This window comes from Saccharopolyspora aridisoli, assembly GCF_004348445.1.
Classification (GTDB): Bacteria; Actinomycetota; Actinomycetes; order Mycobacteriales; family Pseudonocardiaceae; genus Saccharopolyspora; species Saccharopolyspora aridisoli.
In genome coordinates this window covers 136,067-155,519 of the sequence record NZ_SMKV01000004.1, presented here as the reverse complement: position 1 = coordinate 155,519, position 19,453 = coordinate 136,067, and the positions used below count along the sequence as shown (strand labels likewise).

The 19,453-nt window shown below is 68.0% G+C and carries 15 protein-coding genes; 13 read left to right on the top strand and 2 right to left on the bottom strand.

Features of this window, described 5'->3' with window-relative positions; all coding sequences use genetic code 11:
* The first annotated feature begins 187 nt into the window (after nt 1-187).
* Complete coding sequence (locus tag E1161_RS04675; protein WP_132619930.1) at nt 188-2,689, top strand: MGH1-like glycoside hydrolase domain-containing protein; 2,502 nt, start codon at nt 188-190, stop codon at nt 2,687-2,689.
* Nucleotides 2,690-2,720: 31 nt separating this feature from the next.
* Complete coding sequence (locus E1161_RS04670) at nt 2,721-3,170, top strand: substrate-binding domain-containing protein (RefSeq protein WP_165939686.1); 450 nt, start codon at nt 2,721-2,723, stop codon at nt 3,168-3,170.
* Between the two features lie 68 nt (nt 3,171-3,238).
* Here the strand turns inward: E1161_RS04670 and E1161_RS04665 are convergent, their stop codons facing one another.
* Together E1161_RS04665 and E1161_RS04660 are read right to left on the bottom strand one after the other, a co-directional pair.
* The gene (locus tag E1161_RS04665; RefSeq protein WP_132619926.1) at nt 3,239-4,678 is read right to left on the bottom strand and encodes an MFS transporter; all 1,440 of its coding nucleotides are present in this window, start codon (nt 4,676-4,678) and stop codon (nt 3,239-3,241) included.
* 134 nt (nt 4,679-4,812) lie between these two features.
* Nucleotides 4,813-5,598 (bottom strand): IclR family transcriptional regulator, encoded by a 786-nt coding sequence (locus E1161_RS04660; RefSeq protein ID WP_132619924.1) that lies wholly within the window; start codon nt 5,596-5,598, stop codon nt 4,813-4,815.
* 121 nt (nt 5,599-5,719) lie between these two features.
* On the opposite strand from E1161_RS04660, the gene E1161_RS04655 reads away from it, so the two are divergent.
* The 11 genes from E1161_RS04655 (at nt 5,720) to E1161_RS04605 (ending at nt 19,373) form a co-directional block, all read left to right on the top strand.
* On the top strand, nt 5,720-6,079 hold the full coding sequence (locus E1161_RS04655) for a bifunctional 3-phenylpropionate/cinnamic acid dioxygenase ferredoxin subunit (protein ID WP_132620063.1): 360 nt from the start codon (nt 5,720-5,722) through the stop codon (nt 6,077-6,079).
* A complete protein-coding gene (locus E1161_RS04650) occupies nt 6,079-7,254 on the top strand; it encodes an NAD(P)/FAD-dependent oxidoreductase (protein WP_132619922.1) in 1,176 nt (391 codons plus the stop codon). Before E1161_RS04655 ends, E1161_RS04650 begins: the two co-directional genes overlap by 1 nt.
* 145 nt (nt 7,255-7,399) lie before the next feature.
* Nucleotides 7,400-8,545: an aromatic ring-hydroxylating oxygenase subunit alpha gene (locus tag E1161_RS04645; protein ID WP_132619920.1), complete on the top strand. Its 1,146-nt coding sequence runs from the start codon at nt 7,400-7,402 to the stop codon at nt 8,543-8,545.
* Nucleotides 8,546-8,737: 192 nt separating this feature from the next.
* Complete coding sequence (locus E1161_RS04640) at nt 8,738-9,826, top strand: S-(hydroxymethyl)mycothiol dehydrogenase (protein ID WP_132619918.1); 1,089 nt, start codon at nt 8,738-8,740, stop codon at nt 9,824-9,826.
* On the top strand, nt 9,823-10,449 hold the full coding sequence (locus E1161_RS04635; RefSeq protein ID WP_132619916.1) for an MBL fold metallo-hydrolase: 627 nt from the start codon (nt 9,823-9,825) through the stop codon (nt 10,447-10,449). Before E1161_RS04640 ends, E1161_RS04635 begins: the two co-directional genes overlap by 4 nt.
* 118 nt (nt 10,450-10,567) lie before the next feature.
* The gene (glyA, locus tag E1161_RS04630) at nt 10,568-11,869 is read left to right on the top strand and encodes a serine hydroxymethyltransferase (protein ID WP_207920098.1); all 1,302 of its coding nucleotides are present in this window, start codon (nt 10,568-10,570) and stop codon (nt 11,867-11,869) included.
* A complete protein-coding gene (locus tag E1161_RS04625; RefSeq protein WP_132619914.1) occupies nt 11,866-13,104 on the top strand; it encodes a sarcosine oxidase subunit beta family protein in 1,239 nt (412 codons plus the stop codon). Before glyA ends, E1161_RS04625 begins: the two co-directional genes overlap by 4 nt.
* Nucleotides 13,105-13,122: 18 nt before the next feature.
* Complete coding sequence (locus E1161_RS04620) at nt 13,123-13,434, top strand: sarcosine oxidase subunit delta (protein WP_132619912.1); 312 nt, start codon at nt 13,123-13,125, stop codon at nt 13,432-13,434.
* On the top strand, nt 13,431-16,211 hold the full coding sequence (locus E1161_RS04615; protein WP_132619910.1) for a 2Fe-2S iron-sulfur cluster-binding protein: 2,781 nt from the start codon (nt 13,431-13,433) through the stop codon (nt 16,209-16,211). Before E1161_RS04620 ends, E1161_RS04615 begins: the two co-directional genes overlap by 4 nt.
* Complete coding sequence (locus E1161_RS04610) at nt 16,204-16,800, top strand: sarcosine oxidase subunit gamma (protein ID WP_132619908.1); 597 nt, start codon at nt 16,204-16,206, stop codon at nt 16,798-16,800. Before E1161_RS04615 ends, E1161_RS04610 begins: the two co-directional genes overlap by 8 nt.
* A gap of 98 nt (nt 16,801-16,898) precedes the next feature.
* Nucleotides 16,899-19,373 carry a GcvT family protein gene (locus tag E1161_RS04605; protein ID WP_132619906.1) on the top strand — a complete coding sequence of 825 codons (2,475 nt, stop codon included), beginning with the start codon at nt 16,899-16,901 and terminating at the stop codon, nt 19,371-19,373.
* Nucleotides 19,374-19,453 lie beyond the last annotated feature (80 nt).

The window sequence follows — 19,453 nt, the reverse complement described above, 5'->3', positions numbered from 1 at the left end:
CGCATCACGCCCGGTCGGCAGCAGTGCCTGGCTTGAGATACGGGCGTCGGAACAGCACAGCCCTGTTCCTGGAGCGCTGCCCGACCCGATCCGAACATCCCCGGAGGTGTACGTGACTGCCCTGAGACGTGCAGAGGCGAGACCACATCAGCGCCGAGCAGGGATTGCGCTGAGGACAGCCGCTTCCGTGGCATTGACGGTTGCGATGTTGTCCACTGTGCAGCCAGCCGCAGCGGCTCCGGTGGAAGCCGACGCCTGTGGCGCGATGCCGGTTCCTGGCCACTTCCAGGACCGCACGGGGTCCGCGACGATCACGGTGACGTCGGTCGGTGATGACTGCCTGCGGACCTACCGGCTCGTCAGCTCGGTCGCAGGCGAGCGCGAGTTCAGCGAGGTTGCGGGAAAGCCGACGTTGCGTTCGGGATCGGCCCTGCTCGACGGGCTCTACGCCCTGGCTCATCACGAGGCGGAGCGCAACGAGGCCGACCAGATCACCGATGGCTCGTACAACAACGGTGAGCCCGTCCCTTGTCCCGGTGGCTGCTTCATCACCGGCAAGCTCTGGACCTACGTCTGGACCCGAGATGTCTCGTACTCGGCCGATCTCGGCCTCACAGCCGCCGATGCTCTGCGCATGCGCAACACGCTCGATTTCAAGTTGAGCGACCGTCGCGACGGCTCCGGGGACACCCAGATCATCCAGGACACCGGCACCGGCGGCAGCTACCCGAACTCCAGCGACCGGGTCGTGTGGGCGCTGGGAGCCAGTGAAATCCTGGACTGGTTGCCCGATGGCGAGCGCGAGGCGTTCGCAGCCAGGGCGTTCGACGCCATCCGCAACACCGTCGAGCACGACCGCAAGGTGGTCTTCGACCCGGTCGACGGCCTCTACCTCGGCGAGCACTCCTTCCTGGACTGGCGCGAGCAGAGCTACGCGGACTGGACCAAGGACGACGTGGCGACCATCGCGACGTCCCGATCGTTGTCGACCAACATCACCCACTGGGCGGCCATCGACGCCGCGTCCCGCCTCGCGGCCGGCGTCGGCGACCAGGGCGCGGCCGCCAAGTACCGCAGTTGGGCCGACGAACTGATGGAAGCGATTCGGGCGAAGTTCTGGCTGCCCGAGAAGGGCCAGTTCTCCCAGATGCTGTCCACCGAGCTGGACACCTCTCCGGTGAACCGTTACGACGCTCTGGGTACCTCGCTCGCGGTGCTCACCGGGGTCGCCAGCCCCGAGCAGGCAGAGCAGGCGGTCCGCAACTATCCGCAGACCGAGTTCGGCCCGTCCGTGCTCTGGCCGCAGCAGCAGGGAGTTGAGCCGTATCACAACAACGGCATCTGGCCGTTCGTGACCGCCTACCTGATGCGGGCCGCCGCGCAGACCGGCAACGACGGCGTGGCCCACGCCCAGGCGCGGTCGCTGGTCAGGGGAGCCGCGCTGTTCGGAACGAACAAGGAGAACATCAACCTGCTCAACGGCACCACCGAAACGGCCCTCAACTCGGACCGCCAGACGTGGAGCGTGGCCGGGATGATGTCGATGGTGCAGCAGAGCCTCTTCGGCATCGACGCGAAGGAGGACGGCCTCCACGTCACACCGTTCCTCCCGGCCCAAGTTCGGCACGAGTACTTCAGCGGAAGCCGCGCCGAGCTCAAGGGAATCGACTACCGCGGCCACAAGATCGACATGGCTCTGGAGCTCCCGGAGGGAGGGGCGCCGACCGGGGCCTACACGGTGCGGTCGATGACGCTCAACGGCGAGCAGATCCCCGCGGGCACGGCGATCACCGAGGACATGCTGCACGACGGCACCTCCACGCTCATCGTGGAGCTGGGCGAACCGCAGCCGAGCGTCCCGGCGCCGGCACCGGTCGATCTGTCGTCCAAGGAGGCCTTGTACGGGCCCACCACGCCGGAAGTGCGCGCTGTCCGGCCCGAAGGTGGCCAGCTGAAACTCTCCGTCGGCACCGGGAACGAGGATCCGGCCAAGGTCACCATGGACGTCATGCGCGACGGCGCCGTGATCGCCGAAGGCGTTCCGGTCACCGCCGGTGAGCAGGAGTGGATCGATCCGACTTCCGACGGAGGTTCGGTCTCGCATTGTTACAGCGTGCGGTTGACCTACACCTCCAGCGGTAACAGCTCCCAGCACGCCAAGCCGGTCTGCTACTGGGGACCGGACGGCGACCGCGTCAACGAGTCCACCGGCGAGCAGTTCGAAGCCATTGGTGGGACCAGGACCAGCAACGAGAACGGCGTGTACTACGCCGGATGGGGAACGGAACCGGGCGACAAGCTCACCACCCGGATCACACCCAAGGCCAGCGGCGAGCACCTACTGCAGGTCGACGCGGCCGTTGGTGGACCCATCAACACCGGCGTGACGAGCGGCATGAAGCTGTTGCGCGTTCACGACGACGCCACCGGCGAACTCGTCACCGAGGACGTCATCGCCATGCCGCACACCGGTAGCTGGTCGAATGTCAGGGGTTCCACCTACGCGAAGGCGCAGCTGACCGCAGGAAGGACCTATCGGTTCGAGCTCGTCAACGACCGACGTGCGGTGAACATGAGTCACTTCACGGACAACGCGCTGTACAAGGACACACGCGACAGCCACTCGAACTACAGTGATGTCTTCGCCATCAAGGCACTGCTGAAGGATTCCCCCCAGGGACCCAGGTAGCCCGAGATGCTCCGCTCTTCGGAGTTGTGCAGTGTGGAAGGTGGCCAGATGGTCGGTGCGCAGCTGCGCGGACGCGGCGTCACCCGGGATCGCATGTGGCAGCGACTTGATGGCGTTGGGCGTGATCCGCTGTGCTCAGCGTTCGGAAATCGATGTGCCGCGGGATGTGCCCGTGGTCGGCTTCAACGATTCGACGTTCATGTCGATGGTGCATCCACCGTTGACCACGGCGCGGCAGCCGATTGGTGCCGTCGCACGGACGACCGTCACGCTGTTACTGAGTCAGGCCCGCGACAACGCCGCGTATCCCGATGAGATCGTCTTCGATCCCGAGCTGGTCACGCGGTCGAGCACGAACGTCGCCCGGAGTGCCGCACAGAGCGCGGCGCTCCGGGCGACCCCGACCTCTGTCCTGAGTCGACACGGACGATCGAGACCGATTCGGCGAGCCCCCCCGCAGGAACGTGATCTGTCACGGTGACGAAATGAGTGCCTCTGCCGATGCCCTGGGGAGCGAGGATTCGCTCGATTGCTGGGGCTGGCGTCTGGTCACTCCGGCCGGTCCTTCGATGGGTTCTCCATGGGCACGCCGTCGTCGGAGAGCGGGGGAGTGGGCAGGTCCGCGCTCGAGGTGAGTGGTGCGGCTCCGGTCAGGGGCCTTCCAGCCGGTTCTTCGAGGAAGAGGGTGCTCGCCAGCCCGACCGCTCCTGCTCCGATGAGGTAGTAGCCGGGCCAGTCGAGGTTGCCCGTCGTGGTGACCGCGACTCCGATGACTGTGGGTGCCGTCCCGGCGAATGCTGACACGAAGACGTTGAAGATGATGGCGAGGCTGCCGTAGCGGATGAACGTCGGGAAGAGCGTCGGCAGGGTGGACGGGGTCACCGCTGCGAAGCAGAGCAGGGCGAAACCCATGATCAGCAAGCCGGCGACCTGACCGGGAAGGCCCGTCCGCAGCAGCCACACAGAAGGAAGGCCGAACAGGATGAGCGACGCGCTGCCGGTGAGCAGGATGGGTTTCCTGCCTATCCGGTCGCTGAGCTTGCCGACGAAGACGATGGCGATCAGCATCGCGAGCATGACGGCGACCTGCAGCGTGGCCGACATGGCCCCGCTGGTTCCGCTCTCGCCGTGTCCGGGCAGGGTGGTCGTCAGGTAGGTCGGCACGTAGTTCGTCAGCACGTAGTTGGTGACGTTCCAGGCGACGATCAGTCCACCTGCGATCAGAACCGCGGAGCGGTAGTGCTTGGCGAGGATCTGGAACACGCGTCGCAGTGCCATGGTGGTCATCGCCGGCGAACGCTCCATCTGCTGCCGGAACGCCGGGGTCTCCTCGAGGTCCATCCTGAGGTAGAGCCCGATGATGCCCAGCGGGAGGGCGAGCATGAAGGGAAGCCGCCAACCCCACGCCAGCAGATCGTCTTCCGGCAGTGCGGCCACCAGGATCGAGGTGAGACCAGCGCCGAGCATGTACCCGATGAGCGTGCCGAACTCGAGCAGGCTCCCGAGGGAGCCGCGCCGGCGGTCCGGGGCGTACTCGGCTACGAGGGTCAGGGCTCCGATGTACTCGCCACCCACCGAAAAGCCCTGCAGCATGCGGATGAACAGCACGATCAGCGGCGCTGCGATGCCGATCGCGCCGTAGCTGGGAACGAGTCCGAGCAGCGCGGTCGCCAGCGTCATGAGGAAGATCGTGGCGGACAGGACTCTGGTCCGGCCGAAGCGGTCCCCCAGCGGTCCGAGGATGATCCCGCCGAGCGGGCGGACCACGAACGCGGCCGCGAAGGTGCCCAGGGTGAACACCGGTGCCCACTCGCCGGCATTGGGGAAGAAGACCTGATCGAGGGCGAGGGCGATGTAGGAATAGGTGCCGAAGTCGTACCACGTGGCGATGTTGCTCAAGGCCGCAGCCGTTGTCGCGCGACGAATCGTCTGCGCGTCCTCGATTGCCGGCTTGCCGCCCGCCCCCGGTGGCACGGGCGTGCCGTTCACCCTGCCAGTCCGTTCAACAGGACGTCCGAGCGGGACTTACGAGGAGGTCGACGCATGATCACCTTCGGGGTGCACGGCTGATATATCGCTGAACGATAATAGATATGTCTTGGGTGTCAAGGTTCTTGGTGCAGCTACGGGCCCGCGAGCTGCTGCAAGCGTTCGAGGATCTCCTCGGCCGCCTCGCCGAGAACTCGCGCTAAAGCCGGGAAATCGGCCGCGCGGAGGTGCTCGCTGTCGGCGGTGACGCTCAGCGCTCCGGCCACGCGCCCGCCGGGCCTCAGCACCGGGACCGCGACGGAGTGGAGCTCGGCCTCGAACTCCCCGCACGCGGTCGCCCAACCGCGGTCGCGCACCCGGTTGAGGTCGGCGGTCAGGGCCCCGCGCGAAACGATGGTGCGCTCGGTGAAGCGGGGCAGCGGTTGCCGCAGGGCCTCCTCGAGCTGTTCGAAGCCGAAGTTCGCCAACAGCACCTTCCCGCTCGCAGTCGCGTGCAGCGGTAGTCGGAGCCCGATCCAGTTCCGCTCCGTGCTCGGCTCCTGAGCGACGGTGGTGGCACCTCCGGCGTCGAGGACGCTGATGCTCACGATCCCGCGCAGTTCGGAGGCCAGCCGGGTGCAGATCGGTTTTCCCTCCCTCGCGATGTCCAGCTGTGCCGCGGTGGTGCCGGCGAGTCGGACGATGCCGAAACCGAGCTGGAACTTGCCGCGCGAACCCACCTGTTCGACGAACCGGAACTTCTCCATGGTGGTCATCAGGCGGGACGCGGTCGACTTGTGCACGCCCAGTTCGCGTGCCAGCTCGGTGACGCCGGAGGGGCCGCGTTGCCCCAGGAGGACGAGCAAGGACAGAGCTCGTTCGACGGCCTGGGTGGCGGTCCGGGGCTCGGCGGTCCCTACGGCCTCGCTCTTGTTGTGCATCTTGCAACTCCGAAACCAGCGCGGGTTGATTTGGGGTCGGTTAATTGACGGGAAACGGTCAGTGTCGGATGCTCTGTTGCGAATCACACGTCGTGTTCCGCAATCAGCAACAGGAGCAACGATGATCTTAGTTGGCGCGGCGGCCGACATCCCGGTTGGAGAGTCTGTACGTGTGCAGGGCAGCGTGGCAATCGCGGTCTTCAACGCGGACGGCACCTTCTACGCGATCGACGACACGTGCACCCACCAGGATGCGTCGCTTTCGGACGGTTGGCTCGAGGACTGCGCGGTCGAGTGCCCCTTGCACGCCGCCTGCTTCGACCTCCGCACTGGGAAGCCCAGCGGGCCGCCCGCGCGGAAACCCGTGCGAACGCACGAGGTGGTCGTCGACGACGGGCAGGTGTACGTGCGCGAAACGATCGAAGTGGGCGCGGACGCCGGTGCGGAGGTTGCCGGAGTGCTTGGCGAAGGGGCTCGTTGATGAAGACCATTGCCGTTGTCGGGGCTTCCCTCGCCGGGTTGTCCGCGACTCGGTCCTTGCGCGATCAGGGGTTCGAGGGGCGCATCGTCGTGGTCGGCGACGAGGCCCACGCGCCTTACGATCGCCCGCCTCTGTCGAAGGACTTCTTGGCCGGGACGGTGTCGGAAGAGGACCTGGAACTGGCGACGCCCGAGGACGACGAGCTGCGCGCGGAGTGGCGCCTCGGGAACCCGGCGGCTGCTCTAGACGCCGGCGACGGGGCGGTTGTGCTCGACGACGGCGAGCGGATCGTGGCCGACGGCGTGGTGCTGGCGACCGGCGCCCGGGCCAAGAACCTCCCGTGGAACCTGCCGAAGGGCGTCCACACGCTTCGCACGCTCGACGACGCACGGGCGCTGCGCGACGAGCTGGTCGTCGGGACTCGCCTGGTCGTGATCGGGGCGGGGTTCATCGGCTCCGAAATCGCCTCGACGGCGCTGGGCTTGGGCGTGGAAGTCGATGTCGTCGAAGCCGCGCCCGTGCCGCTGCTGAAGGCGCTCGGGGCGGAGATGGGCGAGGTCTGCGCCGGTCTGCACGCCACGAAGGGAGTGCGGCTGCACACCGGCGCCACTCTCGCCGAACTGGTCGGGCGCGAGCAGGTGACGGCCGTCCGCTTGTCCGACGGTCGCGAACTGCCCGCCGACGTGGTGGTGGTCGGGATCGGCGCGGAACCGTGCGTGGAATGGCTGCGCGGGTCCGGCGTCGACCTCGATGACGGTGTTGTGACCGACGCGCGAGGCCTGACCAACGTCCCCGGCGTCGTCGCGGTGGGGGACTGCGCCAACTCCCACCGGAACTTCCTCGGTGCGCCACGCCGCATGGAGCACTGGACCAATGCTCTGCAGCAGCCCGTCGTCGCGGTGTCGGCCCTCCTCGGCCGGAACTACGTACCGCCGGCGCATCACGAGGTGCCGTACTTCTGGTCGGACCAGTACGGCCACAAGATCCAGTTCGCCGGCCGCCGCACCGAGGGCTCCAAGACCGAAGTGATCGAGGGAAGCCTCGAATCGCTCGACTTCCTCGTGCTCTACCGCGATCAAGACGGGAACCCGGAAGGGGTTCTCGGGATCGATCGCGCCCGCTCGTTCGGGAGGTGGCGCCGCCAGCTGGTCGGGAATCTGCCGGTCGCGCGGTGAACGCACTCGCGCGCAACCCCCTCGTCCCGCCGGCGCTGTGGCTCTCGGGCGTGGAGCGGGCTCGCCTGCTCCACGCGCCCTCACCCCGTCGGAAATCGCGCCTACTGCTCGTAGCCGCGTCGCAGTAGGAGGAAAGGACCCACTCGTGAGCTCCGTAGAAGCCCCCGGCCAGGAGAAGCCGGAATCCACGTCCAGCCTGATCCCGACGCTGCCGGGGTCGCACTACACCGACACCGCGGTCTTCGAGCTCGAGAAGTCGCGGATCTTCCAGAGCAACTGGTTCGCCGCGGCCCGCAGCAGTGACATGCCGTCGCCGGGCAGTTTCCGCAACGTCGACGTCGGTGGGGAGAGCGTTCTGATCGTGCGCGGTCGCGACGGTGCGCTGAGAGCCTTCCTCAACGTCTGCCGTCACCGCGGTGCGCGATTGTGCACCGAGGAAGCCGGGTCGGTGCGCAAGTCCCTGCAGTGCCCGTACCACGCGTGGACCTACGGTCTCGATGGTTCGCTCATCGCCGCACCGAACCTGAATTCCATGAACGACGTCAACCGCGACGAGTACGGCCTGATCGGCGTCACCTCGAGAGAGTGGCTCGGGACTGTCTGGGTCTGCCTCGCCGACGAGCCTCCTTCGTTCGAGGACGCCGTGCAGGAGGCGGTCACGGCGAGGATGGGTGATCCCTCCGCCATCGACCGCTGGGGGATCGATGAACTCGTGGTCGGCAAGCGGATCACTTACGACGTGAAGGCGAACTGGAAGCTCATCGTCGAGAACTTCATGGAGTGCTACCACTGCGCCACGATCCACCCCGAGCTGACCGAAGTGCTGCCTGAGTTCGCTGACGGGTACGCCGCGCAGTACTTCGTGGGACACGGGGCGGAGTTCGGCGAGGAGGTCACCGGTTTCACCGTCGACGGCCAGGGCGGGTTCGGAACCCTCTCCGGAGTCGACGAGGACCACGACCGGCGCTACTACGCGATCACCATCAACCCGCAGGTGTTCATCAACCTCGTCCCGGACCACGTGATCTTCCACCGGATGTACCCGGTGGCCGTGGACCGGACGATCGTCGAGTGCGACTGGCTCTACACGCAGGAGGTCATCGACAGCGGAGTCGACCTCTCCCGGTCGGTGGAGTTGTTCCACCGGGTCAACCAGCAGGACTTCGACGCCTGCGAGCGCTGCCAGCCGGCGATGTCCTCACGCGCCTACGCCTCGGGTGGCGTGCTGGTTCCCAGCGAGCACCACATCGGGGAGTTCCGGGACTGGGTGGCCTCCGCAGTCGCAGGTTGAGGATCGCGGGGCCCGGGAAGGCGCCGCGAAAACGTTCGCTTGCGCTCTAGACTGATATACCAGTCTCATGTCACAGTGGGCGTCGGAATTGCGTTGCGGCGCTCGGTCTGCGGCCTCGCAGCCGGAACACGGATCTGCGTCGGCCGGCGCGTCCGTGGTCGAGGAACAATCGCTGAGAAGGAGAAAGGCGTTATGCCACAAGAGGTCCGCGGAGTGGTTTCGCTCGCGCAGGGCAAACCCGTCGCGGTCGAGACGATCGTGATCCCCGACCCGGGTCCCGGTGAGGCGGTCGTGCAGGTGCAAGCGTGCGGGGTGTGCCACACCGACCTGCACTACCGGGAGGGCGGGATCAACGACGAGTTCCCGTTCCTGCTCGGGCACGAGGCCGCAGGCATCGTGGAATCGGTCGGTGAGGGCGTCGTCAACGTCGCCCCGGGCGATTACGTGATCTTGAACTGGCGCGCGGTCTGCGGGCAGTGCCGTGCCTGCAGCAAGGGCAAACCGCAGTACTGCTTCGACACGCACAACGCGACGCAGAAGATGACGCTGGCCTCGGGTCAGGAGCTGAGCCCGGCACTGGGGATCGGTGCCTTCGCGGAGAAGACGCTCGTGGCCGCTGGGCAGTGCACCAAGGTCAACCCGCGGGTGAAGCCGCAAGTGGCGGGGCTGCTCGGATGCGGTGTGATGGCCGGGATCGGCGCCGCGATCAACACCGGAGGCGTGGGCCGCGGTGATTCGGTCGCGGTCATCGGCTGCGGAGGCGTCGGTGACGCGGCGATCGCGGGTGCCGAGCTCGCAGGGGCGAGCACGATCGTGGCGGTCGACCGCGACCCGCGGAAGCTCGACCAAGCCAGGGAGTTCGGCGCCACGCACGTCGTCGACGCCCGCGAGGCCGACGTCGTCGAGGCCATCCGGAGTCACACCGGCGGATTCGGCGCCGACGTGGTGATCGACGCCGTTGGGCGCCCGGAGACCTGGAAGCAGGCGTTCGAGGCCCGCGACCTGGCCGGCACGGTCGTGCTCGTCGGCGTGCCGACGCCGGACATGATGGCGCCGGAACTGCCGTTGATCGAGTACTTCGGCCGCGGTGGTGCGCTCAAGTCCTCGTGGTACGGCGATTGCCTGCCCTCACGTGATTTCCCCGCGCTGGTCGACCTGCACCTGCAGGGCCGCCTGCCGCTGGAGAAGTTCGTGACCGAGGAGATCTCCCTCGACGCGGTCGAGGACGCCTTCGAGAAGATGCACCGCGGTGACGTGCTGCGTTCGGTGGTGGTCTTGTGAGCCCGATCGAGCACCTGGTCACCTCGGGCACCTTCTCCCTGGACGGGGGCACCTGGGAGGTCGACAACAACGTCTGGCTCATCGGTGACGAGCGCGAGGTCCTCGTCATCGACCCCGCGCACGACGCCGATGCGGTCACGGAGCGGATCGGCGATCGTCGGTTGACGGCGATCGTGTGCACCCACGCCCACGATGACCACGTCAACCAGGCGCCGGTCCTGTCGGACAGCTTCGATGCGCCGATCCTGCTCGACCCGGCCGAAGCTCCGCTGTGGAAGCTGGCGCACCCGGACCGGCAACCGGACCGGGAGTTGTCGGACGGCCAGGTCATCACGGTGGCCGGTATCGAGTTGCGCGTCCTGTCGACACCGGGGCACTCACCGGGCTCCGTCTGCCTCCACGTGCCGGAGCTCGAGACGATCTTCACCGGGGACACGCTGTTCCAGGGCGGGCCCGGGGCCACCGGGCGGTCCTACTCCAGCTTCGACACGATCATCAGCTCGATCAGCCGCGACCTGCTCGCGCTGCCGGGGGAGACGAGTGTCCGCACAGGGCACGGAGGCTCCACCACCATCGGGGCCGAAGCTCCGCACCTGGAGGAGTGGAGGGCCCGGGGGTACTGACCGCCGGGTCTTCGCGAGAGGTCGTCGGCGGACTGTTGACCGAGTCCGCGACGACCTCTACTTTGACAGGTAACTGATATATCAATCACCGATTACAGATACACCAGGAGGTGGCCGCATGTCCGCAACGGTTGATCGTCAGGGGGCGGAGAGCGCCGAGAACGCGCTTGGTCTTCCCTTGGCGGAGACGGATCCGGAGGTCCATGCGGCCGTCAACCGGGAGTTGGCTCGCCAGCGCGACACGTTGGAGATGATCGCGAGCGAGAACTTCGCGCCGCTGAGCGTGATGCAGGCCCAGGGGTCGGTGCTGACCAACAAGTACGCCGAGGGGTATCCGGGGCGTCGCTACTACGGTGGTTGCGAGAACGTAGACGAGATCGAGCAGCTGGCCATCGACCGGGTCAAGGCGCTCTTCGGCGCCGACTACGCGAACGTGCAGCCGCACTCCGGAGCTCAGGCGAACTCCGCGGTCATGGCCGCGCTGCTGGAGCCGGGCGACACCTTCCTCGGCCTGGACCTCGCGCACGGCGGGCACCTGACGCATGGGATGCGCTTGACCTTCTCGGGGAAGTACTTCGACGCCGCGGCGTACCACGTGCGCGAGAACGACCACCTCGTGGACATGGACGAGGTGGAGCGGCTGGCGAAGGAACGGCAGCCCAAGCTGATCATCGCGGGTTGGTCGGCCTATCCGCGGCACCTGGACTTCGCGGAGTTCCGCCGGATCGCCGACGAGGTCGGTGCCTACCTGATGGTGGACATGGCCCACTTCGCAGGACTTGTCGCAGCCGGTCTGCACCCGTCGCCCGTGCCGCACGCCCACGTGGTCACCTCGACCACCCACAAGACGTTGGGAGGACCGCGAGGCGGTGTCGTGCTCGCTGACGGGAGCTTGGCCAAGAAGCTGAACTCCAGCGTCTTCCCGGGGCTGCAAGGCGGTCCGCTCGAGCACGTGATCGCGGGCAAGGCGGTGGCGTTCAAGCTCGCCGGAGAGGCCGCCTTCCGCGAGCGGCAGGAGCGCACCCTGGCCGGGGCGAGAATCCTGGCCGACCGGCTGCTGCTGGAGGAGAACGTCGGCGTGGTGTCCGGTGGGACCGACGTCCACCTGGTGCTGGTCGATCTCCGCAATTCCGAGATGGACGGCAAGCAAGCCGAGGACCGGTTGCACCAGGTCGGCATCACGGTGAACCGGAACGCGGTCCCGTTCGATCCGCGACCGCCGATGGTCTCCTCCGGCGTCCGCATCGGCACTCCCGCGCTTGCTGCGCGCGGCTTCGACGACGAGGACTTCCGCGAGGTCGCGGACATCATCGCGCTGACGCTGCGCCCCGAGACGCCGCAAGCCGGCCTCGACGCCCTCACCGAGCGCGTCGCGAAACTCGCCCAGAGCCGTCCTCTGTACCCGGAGCTGCAGGCATGAACGCGAACTCCACGCCTCCCGGCGCGGACCTGCCCGATCACCCGGATTTCCTCTGGCGAAACCCGGAGCCGAAGAAGTCCTACGACGTGGTCATCATCGGTGGCGGGGGGCACGGTTTGGCGACCGCGCACTACCTCGCGAAGAACCACGGCATCACCAACGTCGCCGTGCTGGAGAAGGGGTGGCTCGCGGGCGGGAACATGGCCCGCAACACCACGCTGATCCGGTCCAACTACCTGTGGGACGAATCGGCTGCGATCTACGAGCACGCCTTGAAGCTGTGGGAAGGCCTCGAGGACGAACTCGGTTACCCGATCCTGTTCTCCCAGCGCGGCGTGCTCAACCTCGCCCACACCGAGCAGGACGTCCGAGATTCGATCCGGCGCGTCGAGGCCAACAAGCTCAACGGCATCGATGCGGAGTGGCTGAGCCCCGAAGAGGTCAAGGGGGTCTGCCCGATCGTCAACGTCTCCGACGACATCCGCTACCCGGTGCAGGGCGCGACTTACCAACCCCGGGCTGGGATCGCCAAGCACGATTACGTCGCTTGGGGATTCGCGCGAAGTGCGGATGAGGCCGGGATCGACCTGATCCAGGACTGCGAGGTCACCGGGTTCACCGTGGACGGTGAACGGGTGACCGGCGTGCGCACCAGTCGTGGTGACATCGCCTGCGGGACCGTCGCGCTGTGCTCCTCCGGGCACACCTCCGTCCTGCTGGACGAGCTCGGCGTCCGCGCTCCCCTGCAATCTCACCCGTTGCAGGCGCTGGTCTCGGAGCTGCTGGAGCCCGTGCACCCGACCATCGTGATGTCCAACGCCGTGCACGTGTACGTCTCCCAGGCGCACAAGGGCGAGCTGGTGATGGGCGCAGGCGTGGACTCCTACAACGGTTACGGGCAGCGCGGCGCGTTCCACATCATCGAGCGGCAGATGGCCGCTGCCGTGGAGCTGTTCCCGGTCTTCGCCCGTGCGCACCTGCTGCGCAGCTGGGCGGGAATCGTCGACGTCACCCCGGACGCGAGCCCGATCGTCGGGCGCACACCGTTCGAGAACGTCTACGTCAACTCCGGCTGGGGGACCGGAGGGTTCAAGGTCACGCCGGGGCTCGGCTGGTGCTACGCGCACACCATCGCCCACGGCGAACCGCATCCGCACGTCGCGCCGTTCAGCCTCGACCGCTTCACGACCGGAGCGCTCGTCGACGAGCACGGTGCCGCTGCCGTCGCCCACTGAAACCGAGGACTGCTAGCCATGCAATTGATCCACTGCCCTTGGTGCGGCCCCCGCGAGGAGGTCGAGTTCCACTACGGCGGCCAAGCCGACGTCTCCTACCCGGAGAGCCCTGCTGCGCTGTCGGACCAGGAATGGGCTGAGTTCGTGTTCTACCGCGACAACGACAAGGGGCCGTTCCCGGAGCGGTGGTGCCACAGCACGGGCTGCCGGCGCTGGTTCAACGCAGTCCGGGACACCCGCACCTACGAGTTCCTGGCCATCTACCGAGTCGGTGAACCGGTGCCCAGCGTTCCGGGCTTGGAATCGACGAAGCCGGAGGTGCGGGCATGAGCCGGGTCGACGGGTATGGCCGCATCGACCGCGGTCGCACGCTCACCTTCACCTTCGACGGACGCACCTACACCGGTCACCCGGGCGACACCTTGGCTTCCGCCCTGCTGGCCAACGACGTTCACCGCATCGGCACCAGCGTGAAGCTGGGACGGCCTCGCGGGATCGGCGCAGCGTGGACCGAGGACGCCACGGGACTGGTGCAGGTCGAGGAGCCGTTCCCGGAACCGATGCTGCAGGCTGCCGCGGTCGAGCTGACCGACGGACTCGTGGCGCGAGGCGTCAACGGGCAGGGACGTCTCGCCGAGCATCCCGATCCCGCCCGCTACGACCGCAAGCACACGCACGTCGACACCCTCGTGATCGGCGCGGGCCCGGCTGGGCTGCTCGCGGCGCGCAGCGCCGCCCGCGCCGGGGAGAGCGTCGTCCTGCTCGACGATCGTGCCACCGCAGGTGGCAGCCTGACCGGTGCTGAGCGGATCGGGGGACGCCCGGCGCTGGAGTTCGTGGCGGAGGTCGTCGCCGAGCTGGCGGCGAACCCGGAGGTCCTGCACCTGCAGCGCACCACGGCGTTCGGCCAGTACGACGACGGGTTCGTGCTCGCCCTGGAGCGCCGCAGCGGCCACCCCGGTGCCACAGAGTCGTCGAACCGCAGTCGGCAACGCGTGCACCGCATCCGCGCGCTGAAGGTGGTCGTCGCAGCCGGTGCCCACGAGCGTCCGATCGTGTTCGAGAACAACGACCTCCCCGGGATCATGCTCGCCTCGGCAGCGCGGGACTACCTGCACCGCTACGGCGTCCTCGCAGGGCAGCAGGTCGTCGTGTTCACCAGCGATGACACGGCCTATTCGGCGGCGATCGACCTCTCCCTCGCCGGCGCGGACGTGACGGTCCTCGACGCCAGGGACGAACTGCCGCCGGACTGGGCGGAGCGTGCTGCGGCGAGAGGCGTCGAGGTTTCCGCGTCCACAGTGGTCCTCCGCGCTGAAGGCGAGGAGCACGTCGGCGCGGTGGTCGCTCGCAAACGCGGCGGCGACGTCCGAGTCCCCGCTGACCTGCTGCTCGTCTCGGGTGGTTGGAACCCGGCGGTGCACCTGTTCAGCCACGTCAAGGGTGCGCTGACCTACGACGCCTCGCTCGGTTCCTTCCGGCCGTCCGGGAGCCTGCCCGGCATCACCGTGATCGGCTCGGCCAACGGCACCCTCGACCTGGCCGGTGTCGTGCAGGACGGGGCCGGCGCGGAGGCACCGGCGGTCGATGCGGAGCCGTCCCGCACACCGACAGAGGTGATCTGGTGCACCGAGGGGGACCCGTCCGAGCAGTTCGTCGACATCCAGCGCGACGCCACCGTGGCCGACATCCGCCGCGCGGTCGGCGCCGGGTTGCACTCGGTGGAGCACGTCAAGCGCTACACCACGATCGGCACTGCTCATGACCAGGGGAAGACCTCGGGCGTGATCGCCTCCGGCATCACCGCCGAACTGCTGGGCCGTCCCATCGAGGACCTGGGCACCACGACCTTCCGCCCGCCGTACACACCGGTTGCGTTCGCAGCTCTGGCCGGGCGTGAACGCGGCAGCCTGTTCGACCCCGAGCGGATCACCGCGGTGCATCCCTGGCACCTCGACGCCGGTGCGGTGTTCGAAGACGTGGGTCAGTGGAAGCGAGCCCGCTACTACCCGGAGCCCGGCGAGGACATGGACACCGCTGTGCTGCGCGAGTGCGCGGCGACCCGGTCCGGTGTCGGCATCCTCGACGGCTCCACGCTGGGCAAGATCGACGTCCAGGGCCCGGATTCCGGGGTCTTCCTCGACCGGATCTACACGAACATGATGAGCACCCTCAAGGTCGGCCGGGTGCGCTACGGCGTCATGTGCGGCAACGACGGCATGATCATCGACGACGGCACGGTGCTGCGCATCGAGGAGAACCGCTTCCTGGTCACCACGACGACCGGCGGCGCGGCGACGGTCCTGGACTGGATGGAGGAGTGGCTCCAGACGGAATGGCCCGAGCTGCGGGTGCACCTCGCGTCGGTCACCGAGCAGTGGGCGGTCTTCCCGGTCGTCGGGCCGCGTTCGCGCGAGGTGGTCGGCGAGGTGTTCCGCGATCTGGACGTGTCGAACGAGGCGTTCCCGTTCATGTCGTGGAAGGACACCGATCTCGACGGCGTTGCGGTCCGAGTTGCACGGATCTCGTTCTCCGGCGAGCTGGCTTACGAGGTCAACGTCAATTCCTGGTACGGGCTCTCGCTGTGGCAGCGGTTGCTGGAGGCGGGGAAGCGCTTCGGCATCACGCCGTACGGCACCGAGACGATGCACGTGCTGCGAGCCGAGAAGGGCTACCCGATCATCGGGCAGGACACCGATGGCACGGTCGCCCCGCACGACCTGGGCATGAACTGGGTTGTGTCGAAGAAGAAGGAAGACTTCATCGGCAAGCGCTCGTTCTCCCGTGCCGAGAACCTGAACCCGCTGCGGAAGCAACTCGTCTCGCTGCTCCCGACGGATCGGCGCACCAGGTTGCGCGAGGGCTCGCAGATCGTGGAATTGCGGGCAGACGGGACTCTTCCCGAGCCACCGGTCCCGATGCTCGGTCACGTCACCTCCAGCTATCACAGCGCTGAACTCGGCCGGCCGTTCGCGCTGGCGCTGGTGAAGAACGGCCGCGCCCGCGTCGGCGACCTGGTGCACGTCCCGGTGGACGGCGCGCTCGTCGAGGCGGAGATCGGCGAAACCGTGCTGGTGGACCCGGAAGGAGCACGCCGAGATGGCTAGAACGCTTCGCGCTACGCACCCCTTGGAAGGCTGGAAGCACGCCTTGGCGGCGCTGACCTGGTCGATCGACGGTCTGGTGGTCAAGCCCGAGGAGCTCGTGCCCGCTGCGGATCTGCGGATCGAACCCGACGGTCCAGGTGCTGCGGCAGTGGAGCGCGCGTTGGGCTCGGCGCTCCCGGTCAAACCCAACACCTGGACCTCCACGCCGGAGGGGCAGATCGTCTGGCTGGGGCCGGATGAATGGCTCGTGACGAGCAAGGTCTTCCGGCCGCACGAGCTGGAGCGCTCGCTCGTCGAGGTCGTGTCCGCGCATGGTGGCGCTGCGGTGGACGTGTCCGCGCAGCGCACCTCGATCCGGGTGAGCGGCGGGCTGGCGCGCGAACTGCTGTCGTTCGGGTGCTCGCTCGACCTGCGACCCGCTGCGTTCCCGAAGGGATCGAGCGCGCAGACCAGCATCGGGCAGGCCGGGGTGCTGATCCTCGCCCTGGGTGACGGTGACGACTTCCGGCTCTACGTCCGGCCGTCGTTCGCGGGTTACCTCGCGGACTGGCTCCTCGACACGGCCGAGGAGTTGCGCACCACCACGTAGCACGAGGTCGGCCGTGACCGTGGGCACGGCCGACCTCCCACCCCGAAGCATCCTCCGAGCGGTCACTCCAGACCGTCCAGTTAAGGAGCGCCCCCGCCATGAGCACCACCCCTCGTGTCGTCATCATCGGCGCCGGGATCGTCGGCGCCAACCTGGCCGACGAGCTCACCGAGCGCGGCTGGACCGAGGTCACCGTCCTCGACCAGGGACCGCTGCCCCTCACCGGTGGGTCGACCTCGCACGCGCCCGGTGTCGTCTTCCAGACCAGCCCCTCCAAGACCATGACCGAGTTCGCGACGTACACGGTCGAGAAGTTCAACAGCATCGAGGTCGACGGCGACCGGTGCTTCAACCAGGTCGGCGGACTCGAAATCGCGACCACCCCGGAACGGCTCGCTGACCTGCACCGCAAGCACGGATGGGCGACTTCCTGGGGCGTCCCCAGCGAGGTCGTCGGGCCGGAGCGGTGCGCGGAACTGCACCCGCTGCTCGACCGCGAGCGCGTGTTCGGCGGTCTCCACACGCCCACGGACGGGCTGGCCAAGTCGCCCCGAGCCGTCGCTGCCCTCATCCGCCGGGCTGAGGCGCGCGGAGCGGTGTTCCGCGGTTCGACCCGCGTGACGGAGGTCCTGCAGCACAACGGCCGCGTCGCCGGAGTGCGCACGGACGGCGGTGAGGAGATCGCTGCGGACGTCGTGGTCTCCTGCGCCGGTTTCTGGGGCAAGGCCGTCGGTGAGCTGGTCGGCATGAAGGTGCCGCTGCTCCCGCTGGCCCACCAGTTCGCGCGCACCGGGCAGATCTCGGAGCTGGTCGGGCGCAACGACGAGCAGACCGAGGCGAGTCTGCCTGCCCTCCGACACCAGGACCGCGATCTCTACTTCCGGGAGTACCACGACTGCCTCGGCATCGGCAGCTACGCCCACCGCCCGATGCCGGCGCAGCTGTCGGAGCTGCCCGAGGTCGCAGGCGACGACGTCGGCGAGGCCGCGATGCCCTCGATGCTGCCGTTCACCGAAGAGGACTTCGCCGCCTCGTGGGAGCACAGCAAGGAGCTGCTGCCGTCGTTGCGGAACGCGAAGATCGAGTCCGGGTTCAACGGCGTCTTCTCCTTCACGCCCGACGGTGGTCCGCTGGTCGGCGAGTCGCCGGACGTCGCCGGGTTCTGGGTCGCCGAAGCGGTGTGGGTGACCCACTCCGCCGGTGTCGCCCGCGCCGTCGCCCAGCTGCTCGTCAACGGCCGCAGCGAGACCGAACTCCACGGGTGCGACGTCAACCGCTTCGACGAGATCGAAACGGCTGACGCCTACGTCGACGAGACCTCGCAGCAGAACTTCGTCGAGATCTACGACGTCCGGCACCCGCTGCAGCCGAGGTTCTCACCCCGGGAGCTGCGGGTGAGTCCGTTCCACGCGCGGCAGAAGGAGTTGGGCGCGTTCTTCCTGGAGTCGCACGCCTGGGAGCGGCCGCACTGGTACGAGGCCAACGCGCGCCTGGTGCAGGAGCTGCCGACCGAGTGGCAGCCGCCGTCGCGCGATGCGTGGTCGGCGATGTTCCACTCGCCGATCGCGGCGGCCGAGGCGTGGAAGACCCGCACGGCGGTCGCCCTGTACGACATGACCTCGCTCAAGCGCGTCGAGGTCAGCGGGCCCGGGGCGGTGGCGTTCCTGCAGCGGCTGACCACCGGCAAGATGGACAAGTCGGTCGGCTCGGTGACCTATGCCCTGATTCTCGACGAGGCCGGAGGTGTTCGCTCCGACGTCACCGTGGCCAGGCTCGATGAGCAGCTGTTCCAGGTCGGTGCCAACAGCAATCTCGACGTGGACCACTTCCTGCGCGAGGCCCCGGACGACGGCAGCGTCCAGATCCGCGACATCACCGGCGGTACGTGCTGCATCGGTGTGTGGGGACCGCTCGCCCGGGACCTGGTGCAGCCCTTGAGCCGTGACGACTTCTCCCACGAGGCGTTGAAGTACTTCCGCCTCAAGCACGCGCACATCGCTGGTGTCCCGGTCACCGCGATGCGGCTGTCCTACGTGGGTGAGCTCGGCTGGGAGATCTACACCAGCGCCGAGTGCGGACAGCGGCTCTGGGACGCGCTGTGGGGAGCCGGACAGCCGCTGGGCGTCATCGCCGCAGGGCGTGCCGCGTTCAACAGCCTCCGCCTCGAGAAGGGCTACCGGTCGTGGGGCAGTGACATGACGACCGAGCACAACCCCTACGAGGCCGGACTCGGGTTCGCCCTGAGCAAGAAGAAGACCGACTACGTGGGCTACGACGCGGTCGCCGGCCTCAGCGCTGACACCATCACCCGTCGCCTCTCGTGCCTGACCATCGACGATGGCCGCAGCGTCGTGCTGGGCAGCGAACCCGTCTTCGTCGACGGCGAGCCTGCCGGCTACGTGACGTCGGCGGCCTTCGGCCACACGATCGGCAAGCCGATCGCCTACGCCTGGCTCCCCGCATCGGCCACGCCGGGGACTTCGGTGGAGATCCAGTACTTCGACCGGAAGGTGCGCGCCACCGTCGCCGTCGAGCCGCTCGTCGACCCGGAGATGACCCGCATCCGGCGTTGACCCCCAAGCCGGGGTGCGCGGTCTGAAACGGTCGGTGGCCGCGCACCCCACCCCAAGTCCTCGTCGGTCCCGAAGTGCTG